Origin of the sequence: Corallococcus exercitus (genome assembly GCF_003611585.1) — a bacterium.
Lineage (GTDB): Bacteria > Myxococcota > Myxococcia > Myxococcales > Myxococcaceae > Corallococcus > Corallococcus exercitus.
In genome coordinates this window covers 1-9,154 of sequence record NZ_RAVW01000398.1, presented here as the reverse complement: position 1 = coordinate 9,154, position 9,154 = coordinate 1, and the positions used below count along the sequence as shown (strand labels likewise).

Annotated in this window: 6 protein-coding genes; 3 read left to right on the top strand and 3 right to left on the bottom strand. The window is 68.7% G+C overall.

All coding sequences use genetic code 11. From position 1 onward, the window contains the following. Nucleotides 1-123: 123 nt before the first annotated feature. Nucleotides 124-1,443: a hypothetical protein gene (locus D7W79_RS33520; RefSeq protein WP_208729907.1), complete on the bottom strand. Its 1,320-nt coding sequence runs from the start codon at nucleotides 1,441-1,443 to the stop codon at nucleotides 124-126. A gap of 654 nt (nucleotides 1,444-2,097) precedes the next feature. On the opposite strand from D7W79_RS33520, the gene D7W79_RS33515 reads away from it, so the two are divergent. The 3 genes from D7W79_RS33515 to D7W79_RS33505 are packed head-to-tail and all read left to right on the top strand — an operon-like array spanning nucleotide 2,098 to nucleotide 6,562. After that, nucleotides 2,098-3,936: a hypothetical protein gene (locus D7W79_RS33515; protein ID WP_120529412.1), complete on the top strand. Its 1,839-nt coding sequence runs from the start codon at nucleotides 2,098-2,100 to the stop codon at nucleotides 3,934-3,936. Continuing rightward, complete coding sequence (locus tag D7W79_RS33510; protein WP_120529411.1) at nucleotides 3,936-4,970, top strand: hypothetical protein; 1,035 nt, start codon at nucleotides 3,936-3,938, stop codon at nucleotides 4,968-4,970. The genes D7W79_RS33515 and D7W79_RS33510 overlap by 1 nt, the downstream gene beginning before the upstream one ends. Nucleotides 4,971-4,981: 11 nt before the next feature. Next, complete coding sequence (locus tag D7W79_RS33505) at nucleotides 4,982-6,562, top strand: DUF1501 domain-containing protein (RefSeq protein ID WP_208729906.1); 1,581 nt, start codon at nucleotides 4,982-4,984, stop codon at nucleotides 6,560-6,562. A 355-nt stretch (nucleotides 6,563-6,917) separates the two neighbouring features. Here D7W79_RS33505 and D7W79_RS33500 read toward each other — a convergent pair whose 3' ends face one another. Together D7W79_RS33500 and D7W79_RS33495 are read right to left on the bottom strand one after the other, a co-directional pair. Then, entirely contained in the window at nucleotides 6,918-8,063 is a 1,146-nt protein-coding gene (locus D7W79_RS33500; RefSeq protein WP_158617114.1) for a Kelch repeat-containing protein, read from the bottom strand. A gap of 187 nt (nucleotides 8,064-8,250) precedes the next feature. Continuing rightward, nucleotides 8,251-9,000 (bottom strand): hypothetical protein, encoded by a 750-nt coding sequence (locus tag D7W79_RS33495; protein WP_208729905.1) that lies wholly within the window; start codon nucleotides 8,998-9,000, stop codon nucleotides 8,251-8,253. Nucleotides 9,001-9,154 lie beyond the last annotated feature (154 nt).

Sequence of the window (9,154 nt, the reverse complement as noted above, 5' to 3'; positions counted from 1 at the left end):
GCCTCGCGCGGGTTTCTGGGGCGGCAGCAGTCCTGCCAGCCGCTCCCATTGGGCGTCTGTCAGCTCTCCTCGGCTCATGCCCTCCTAACACCCGGCTCCCCTCGAACTATTTGCGGACACGTCCTAGCCCGCGAAGCCCGGGTCGTTGATGCCGGGGAACGAAACCAGCACGCCGATGATGACGGGGTCCTCGGAGGTCGAGCCGCCGGTGAAGGTCGTCCCGCCCTGGGTGGTGTGGATGTAGTTGGACTCGTGTCCCCCGCTGCCGCCGAAGCTGAAGGGGCCGATGCGCAGGCCCCCGCTGGCCTCGAACTTCTCGTGGTACTGGTTGAACGTCGCACTGCTCATCGTGATGGAGAAGCTCGGCTGGTAGGCCACCACCAGCGCGCTGACCCGCGTGGGCAGCAGGCCGTACTGACCGAACAGCGACTGGCTTCCCGGGCCGCCGTTGCTCACCCACGGCGCCGTCAGGCTGTAGCCTCCGCCCTTGTTGCGCGCGATCGTGGACAGGAAGCCCCCGTCGTACCAGCTCCCCGGCGTGATCGGGACGACGGCCGAGGACTTCACCGAGATGGTTGCCTTGACGCTCTTGTCGGTCGTCGTGAGGTCCATCTTCTCCCAGCCGCCCGAGCCCCCCACGCTCCAGAAGGGATTCCCGTAGCTGGCGCTGCCGTTCGCCCAGCTCTTGGTGAGGTTCTGGGTCGCGTCCGCGGCGGACAGCTCGACGGTGAAGCTGCCCACCGTGCCGCTGGCCAGCTCCGCCCGCCAGTCCTGCCCGCTCGTGGCGATCGTCCAGCCCGGCTGCCAGCTCAGGATGCCTGCGCCGTCCGGGACCTTCACCCAGCCGACCGGGTTCGTCGAAGTGGCCGGGTTCGCCGTCGGCCTCTTGATGGCGTCGATGGCGTTCTGGAGATCCGCCGGCATGCTCGCCTTCTGCATCTCCAGCAGCTGGTCCTGGGTACGATTGAAGTTGACCTGCGCGTTGTCGATGGCGTGCTGGTAGCTGCTGCCCTCGCCCTGGATCCAGGAGCTGACGTCCGGGTACCTGGCCGCGAACACGACGCCGCCGTTCTGCTGCTGGGACAGGTACGCCTGGTTCATCTCCGTGGTCGCCTTCGTCACGTCGTTGTTGGCCAGGGTGACTAGGTCCTTGAGGCGCTTCAGGTCGCCCTGGCGCTCGGGGCTGACCTTGAAGGTGATCTGGTTGAGCACTTGGCGGTAGGAGGTGAAGAAGTCGGCGTCGGCCGCGGTGAAGCTGCCGACAGGGCTCCAGAGCGGCATGGTGCTCATCGCCTGGTAGGCCTGCGGATCGATCTGTCCCGTGGGCGCCACCGCCCAGTTGAAGGACTGGGGGGTCCCCATCAACTGGAAGTTCTTGTTGTCGCCGCCCAGCGCGCCCGCGAGGATCTGGTTGTACGTCTGGTTGAAGAGGTTCTCGTTCACGACAGCTTCCTTTGCTGGATGAGGGTCGCGCCGGACCATTCCGTGTGACCGCGGGCGGAGGCGACATGAGCCATCCAGCCCGCGCTCCCTGAACGACAGGGCGGATGGGATGTGATTATTTCGGCGTTTCCATATTTCTATGTCTTTGAGGCGTGCCGGGGCCGCGCCCCGCGGCGAGCCCAGTCGGGGTCGTCGTCGTTCAGTCCGGACAGCCGACGTCACGGGTCATTCTGGAGATGCGCCGGAGCCTGAAAACACCGAGGCCGGAAACCGCTGGGTCTCAGCGGCTTCCGGCCTCGGTCCTTCCGTGTCCCCAACGGGATTCGAACCCGTGGAGGAGGGGTGCCCTGAACCCGCGACGGCACACGCCTTTCGAGAAATCGCGAGTGAATCGGGGCACGTCGAGCCCACGGGGCAGTTCCCGCCAGTCCCGGCTGTCACCCGGAGTCCCCTCCAGTTTGGAGACATTTTGGAGACGGGGGGAGCACGGTTCTCCAGGGAGGTTCGTACTTCGATGGTGAGGGCCATCACGTCCACCGCCTGCGCTCCTGGGCCCAGGTCCATGCGGCCACCGTGTCACTGCTGGAGCCGTGCTGAGCCCGGAGCGCGCTTCCTGTGTCATGGAGTCATGCGCCCGGTGTATTGTTCGTGCATATGCACTGGCACTTGCACCTGAAGCGCGCGGCCCTGCTGGCTGTGCTCTTCGCGGCGTCCGGGCTCACCGGAGTCGACGCGCACGCACAACAATGTGGCCCCGAAGCACCTCCCCCCGCCGTCCCTCTCAATGACCGGATGAGCGGCACGCGGGTCTTGCGCCGCCTCGTCCTCGGTCTCACGGGGACGACGCCCACCGTCGAGCAGTACGAGGCGATGGCGGCCGCGACCACGCCCGAGGCGCGGGAATCCATCCTGCGCTCCACGCTCGAGGCTGCGCTCGGCTCGCCGAAGTTCTACGAGCGGATGGTGAACTTCGGCCACGAGTGGCTCGCGGTGGGCGCATACACCACCGGCGCGGCGGGTGACGCCTACCAGGGCGACATGTCCGGCCACCTCTTCAAGTGCGACGCCAACACCGCGCACGCGGGCGCGTACTACGCCGTGCACGAGTTCGGCGATTCGAAGGACCCGGCCAAGCAGTGCCAGGACCAGGACGCCGACGGCAACCCCGCCGTGCCCGAGGTGCACCAGGTGGAGCCCTGGTGGGCGCCGGGCACCACCGTCACCGTGCTCGGCAAGGCCGGCTCCGACGTCACCCAGGTCACCGACAGCAAGGGCCAGCCGGTCGACTGCGGCCTCGCGAACGGCGGCTACTACGACCCCATGCTGCCCCCCGCGTGCGGCTGCGGCCCGAACCTGGTGTGGTGCAGCCCGCTCGTTGGCCTCCTGGGCAACAACAACTACGACTTCGGCATGCAGCGCCGGCACCCCTACGAGGAGCCCGCGCGCCTCTTCGCGCACCTCGCGTGGCACGACCGGCCGCTCTCGGACCTCGTCCTCGGGAACTACTCGGTCGGCACCAACTGGCTGCGTGCGCTGTACGTGCGCTTCGGCCGGCAGATGGGCAACAGCGCGCTGGACAAGAACACCACGTGGTGGCGTCCCGACGCGGACAACGCGCCGCGCGACCCGCTGCACCCCACGCCGAATGATCCGCAGGCGTGGCGTGAGTTCGTGGTCGAGGACCTGGAGCCCTTCCACCTCGCGCTCACCGCGAACCGGGCGCGCTCCGGCAGCATCGATCGCACCTACCGCTTCGACCCGCGCACCACGACCGACGCGCCCCAGGGCCTCCCCACCGCGGGCGTGCTCACCATGATCGGCTCGCTGTCGTCCTTCCCGCGCGAGCGCGTCCGGGCCGCGCGCTTCCTCGAGATGTTCGCCTGCCAGAGCTTCTCGCCACCGCCCGCGGACGTGCACTTCCCGCCCCTGGAACTGGACCCCGGCACCGGCGGCACGTGCCTGCACTGCCACCGGACGCTCGACCCCGCGGCCATCTCCTTCAAGCGCTGGGACTTCGGCACGGCCCAGAGCTCCTACGTCCCGTGGCCCTTCATGCCGGGCGTGGGCCGCCACCGCGTCACCAAGGAGTGGCTGTCCGGGCAGTACCCGTACATCGGCACCTCGCCGGGCTACCGCTGGAAGAACGCGTTCGTCCCCAACACAATCCTCACGCCCGTCACCCCCGAGCAGGTGAAGGCCAACCCCGAGGCGGTGCTGCTCGACACGATGCCCGACACGTACACGCTGCTCGGCGAGCACGGCGACGGCACCATGGGCCCGCTCGGCTTCGGGAAGCTCGTCGTGCGCTCCGGCGAGTTCGACCGCTGCGTCGCGCGCAAGATGTATTCGATGTTCATCGGCCGCGACCTGAACCCGGCCACGGAGAAGGGCTTCATCGACAAGCTCGCGCGGGAGTTCGTCGCGGGCGACCGGAAGCTGAGACCCTTCATCCGATACCTCTTCGAACAGCCCGAGCTGCGGAGGGGCCTGTGATGAACACGTTGCGTTCGACCCTGATGGGCGCCGCGGTCGCGCTCCTCGCCGTGAGCTGCGTCGGGAAGATCTCGGACGCTCCCTCCACGCCGGAGAACCCGGACGGCGAGAACTGCGAGGCCGTGAGCAAGAACGACGAGATCCGTCTCGCGCTCGCGCCCGCGTGCCAGGGCTGCCACCTCACCGGCAACAAGCCCTTCTTCGCCTCGCTCACCGCCTTCGAGAACGGGCTCGTCTACAACGAGAAGTACGTGAAGCGCGGCGACCCCGGGAACAGCATGCTCATCCAGCTGCTGAACGGCGTGGCCCCTGGCAGCTATCCCCAGATGCCGCCCGGGCAGCCGTACAACGAGCTCGTCAGCAGCGGCCGCGTCACGCTGACCATCGCGCAGGTGGAGGACTGGATCCGGAACCTGCCGGCCACGCCCGCGCAACTGGAGGCCCCCGTGGCGGAGGAGTTCAGCGTCCGCCGGCTCACCGCCGAGGAGATGATCATCAGCCTGATGGATCAGCTCGGGCTCACCCTCGAGGACTTCGTCAGCACCACCGACCCCAACTGGCGCAACAGGCCGTACGTGGCGAACGGCGGCAAGTTCTTCATCTGGCCCGGGGACTGGGCCCCCGGCATCTCGGGTGAGTACGTCTCCGACTCGCGCAGCGTCGAGCGCTTCGAGGCGCTCGGCGGCGGCAATTCGCTCCTGTACCGCAAGCGGGACGTGAGCTTCGGTCCATCCGCCGCGCAGACGCTGGTGCAGATGTCCCAGGCGTGGTGCGCGCGCGCCGTGGACAAGAAGAGCAACCCGGCGGTGCTGCGCTACGCGACGCTCACCGACACCTCCAAGAGCAACCCGGACGCGGTGCAGAAGAACCTGCGCTCGCTCTACCTGCGCATGCTCGGCCAGCCGCCCTCGGACGCGGAGGCCCAGGCGCTGTACGAGCAGGTCTACCTGCCGCTGGAGGCGCAGAACACGCGCCTCGCCTGGATTGGCGTCTGCGCGGCGCTCATCCGTCACCCGATGTGGATCACCTACTGAGCGAGGACACCATGCCCAACACCTCTCGTCGCACCCTGCTCAAGTGGGCCCTCGGCGCGGGACAGCTCGCGCTCCTCGATCGCGCGGGGCTCCTCGGTTCGAGCACCGCGCACGCCGCGGACGTCGACGTCCCCTCGCGCCTCGTGGTGTTCTACATCCCCGGCGGCTACCGGCCGGCGTACTACTTCACCCCGATGGAGGACGCGGACATCCCGCTCTGCGTCCCCACGCCCTCCAACTACAGCGGCGAGCCCGTCTTCTTCCAGGCGAGCCAGGTGGTGAACCTCGCGCCTCCGAACGGCTCCTACAAGCCGCTGCGGACGTGGCAGTCGTGGAACCCCGCCGACCCGGCCGCGCGCGGCAGCTACAGCCCGCTCATGTACGGCTACACGCACTTCGCGCTGGCGGATCAGCTCAGCGTGCTGCACGGCATCGACCAGGGCACCAACGACCACTCGAGCGCGTTCATCTCCTCGATGTGCGGTGTCGCCGGCGCGGACTACCGGGCGCCCGCCGTGCACTCGGTCATCGCGAACCACCTGTACGAGAAGTACCGCGAGAGCCGGCCGCTGCCCTTCGTCGTCGTCACCGGAGAGCGCGGCACGCCGGTGGGCATGGGGCTGCCCTCCCACGCCTCGCCCCTGCGCGTGCCGTCCATCGAGGCGCTCAAGCCGATGCTCTCGGCGAAGCCCTCGGACAACCCGTGGTGGACGGGGCTCGACGCGCGCACCGAGGCGCCCGAGCTGAACGCGCGCGGGCAGCCCACCGGGGGCGCCCTGAAGACGACGGCCATCGAGCGCTTCTCGCTGACGCGCGCCCAGCAGCTCCTGAGCCGCTCGACGGCGAAGGTGGACAACTACCTGGAGGGGCTGCACGGCTCGCTGTCGTCGGTGTCGCGCGTGCTCGCGACGGACGTCGTGTCCGTGCTGGAGAAGACCAAGGGCATCGAGATGATGACCTCGAACCGCCCCGCGTACCTGTCGAGCTACCTGTCCAACCAGTCGTTCACGTACACCTTCGGCCTCGCGAACTTCCACCTCACGGGGCTCGACTCGCGCATGGACATGGCGCTGCGCCTGATCAAGGCGGACCTCTGCACCTCGGTGCACGTCTCGCTGCAACAGGACTTCGACACGCACAGCGGCCTGGGCCATGGCTACAGCTGCGCGCACGGCCGCGGGATGATGGACAACGTCGCGCGCTTCCTCGGCGAGCTCAAGGCCGCGCCCGCGCCCGGCAAGCCCGGCAAGACGCTGCTCGACGACACGCTCGTGCTGGTGATGAGCGAGTTCGGCCGGAGCTGGGCCTCGCGGAGCAGCGACGGCAGCTACTACCTGGCGGACGATCATCACCCCTACACGTCCATCTGCTTCGCGGGCGGGAACGTGGCGGGGAACCGGCAGGTGGGCTCGTACACCCCGCGCGGGCTCGGTGTTCCGGTGGACATCATCGAGGAGAACGGCCAGGCCTCGAAGCGCGTGCCCCGCTCCGCGGACGCGGTGACGACCGCGCTGCGCATCCTGGGCATGGACACGCACGAGTTCTTCATCCCCGGCGGCTACGGCGAGGTCATGGGGCTCCGGAAGGCGTAGTCCCGACCGGGCGAGTGGATGGCCCAGGGTGCAGGGAAAGCACCCTGGGCGGTCTTTTTACGGTTGATCCTGTTGCCCTGGGGTGCCCCTCCCAGCGCCGTTCCCCGGCGTTCAGAAGGAGGACGGCACCCCGCAGCAGTTCTTTGCCGGGCTGGGACTTTGACGGCGTGTGGCGTCGCTGGTGCCTCCGCCTCGGACAAACCTCACGAGGTTCCACGGCGTCTTCGCTCCAGTCGCGCAATTGCGGCCATTTCTGGTCCCCCAGCAGGCGAGGAGGAGGCGAGCGTGGCGCCCCAGGCAGCGGCCAGCAGGGAAGCGCTGAAGGAGAGGAGGATTCCATCCTTCCTATACTCGGTCAGCGCTTCAGCCAGATCAGCTTCCAGAGATCGTCGTAGAACTCGCTCGCGCCGCCGTCGGACGATGCCCCGCCGTTCAGGTACAGCTCGTAGGCGGTGGGCGTCTCGCGCACGAAGGAGATGCCTCCGACGCGGGCCGGGGGAATGGGCGAGCCGGAGGCGAAGGCCACCTCGGTCCATCGGTTGTCCTTCACCGAGTAGAACCACAGGTCGCTGGAGAGGCCGTCGAAGCGCTGCCCACCGAAGACGACCAGCCCGCCATGGAGGGTGTCGAAGAACGACACCGCGTTGTCGCGCGGCGCAGGAAGGGGCCCCGCCGGCTGGAGCCGGGTCCACGTGAGCGTCTCGAGGCTCAGCGACCAGAGGTCGTTCTCGTAGTTCGTCGGACCGAAGAGCTCCCCGGCCGGCGTATCGGGGCCTTGATCCGCTCCGAGACGGTAGCCCCCAAAGACAATCAGCGAGTGGCTGTCCGGGTCGTACCCGCCCGCGACCCAGGCGCGAGGCGCGGGCTTCTCACCGGTTGTCGTGACGGGCTGCCAGCCCGTGTCCTCGTCATGGACGGCGACATCGTTGCGAAGACCGGTGGACGTCGTGGCGAAGCGTGGAAGCGTGTTGCCCACGCCGCCAAACGCATAACGGGTCTTCTTGCCGGACTGGCCTGCCCGGGGCACCTCCACCACCAGGGCGGAGGAGCGGCGCACGGCGAACGGATCTCCCAGGTTCTCGGAGGACACCTGCTCCCATTGCTGGCTCTGCACGTGGTAGGTCCACATCTCGGGGAACATCAGATCCGAGCCCGTCCGGAACCGGCCCCGCCCTCCCGCGATGCTCACGCAGTCGTCGCACGGACCGGGAATCATCAGGGCCTCGGCGCGAGCAGCGGGCGGCGGCGAGGTCAGCTTCCTCCAGGTGGCCGTGGCGACGTCGAAGGCATGGAAGTCATTGACGGTGTAGTCATCCGGGAAGTTCCCGCTCTGGCCGCCGAAGCGGTAGACGACGGCCGGATCCCCGCTCGTGCGGGAGAACGACGCACTGGCCTCCCAGAGCGCGGGCGGAACGTCTCCGTGCTGCTCGACGGCCTCCCAGCGCGGGCTTTCGCAGCACCTGGGCGGCGAAGGCTTCTCGGAACCACAAGCGGTCAACACGAGCAATGCGGTAAGGCCGCAGCCGCGGAGAAGCAGGGCCAGGCGGGAGCGTGCGTGGGAGGTGGACGGTGTCCTGAGGGGCATGGCCGATGAATACCCCCGGGGCGCTTGGTTGCCGAGGAACTCCTCGGGAGGCAGAGCTCCCAATACTGAGCCGGCCCGGGCGCGGCTCCGCGGGGAGGAGCGCTCAATGGGCTTCAGCGGCGCGGAGCCCCCGGCACACCGACGTGGAGTGGTGTGCCGGATCGAGCGCGTCAAAGGCCGCGTTCCCGACGGCGAGAAGGCCCCGCTGCGGAATGTAGAAGTCCCCGAGCCGGGCCTGGGGTGTGACGGGTCCCACGTCCGTCGCCACGCGCTCGCCCACCACGAGTCGGGCCGACTTGACGACCCAGACCTTGCGCGGGTTGGCGATGAAGCGCTGGTGGTTGGGCGCCTCGCCCGCCATGGCGAGCCTTCCGGCGTGGAGCAAGGGGCCCGCGACGTGCGACATGCGCTCGAGAACGCTCGGGTTGCGCCACGCCCACTCCGGAAGGCCCGCCGCCATCAGGTTCAGCGCCCTGCTCGCCAGGGTGTTGCCGACGACGACTTCAGCACGGAGGCGAGCCTCGGGAACGCGCACCACCAGCGTGTCCTCCGCGGTCCACACCAGCTCAATCGGGCTCACCACCGCCCGTTCGACCGCCTCCCCGAAGTAGCGGGTACAGGCCGTCGCGGGGCTCACATCCGCGTAGAACGTCCAGACTCCATCGGGAGCACGGTGCCAGACGGACGTATAGCCGGGCCCAATGGATGACGCGGGGAAGCGCCGGGTGGCCAGGATGTCGCCCGAGCGGAATGGCAGCCCCATGAGCCCCCACCCCGAGAAGCGCTCCGTGGCGCCCGGCAGGAGGTGGGCCCCTGCTTCCGCTCGCATCACGGCTTCGCGTGCTTCACGCATTGTCTCATCCCCTCTTCGACAGCATGAGGATGAGTGACCTCCGGAGGAAGGCTCGCGATGCTGGAAGCCGTGATGCGAGCGTCCGCCCGCCCCAGCAGGCTTACGCTGCCCCAGCGCCAACAGGTCCAGGCTGCTGCCGCGCGCATCTCATGGG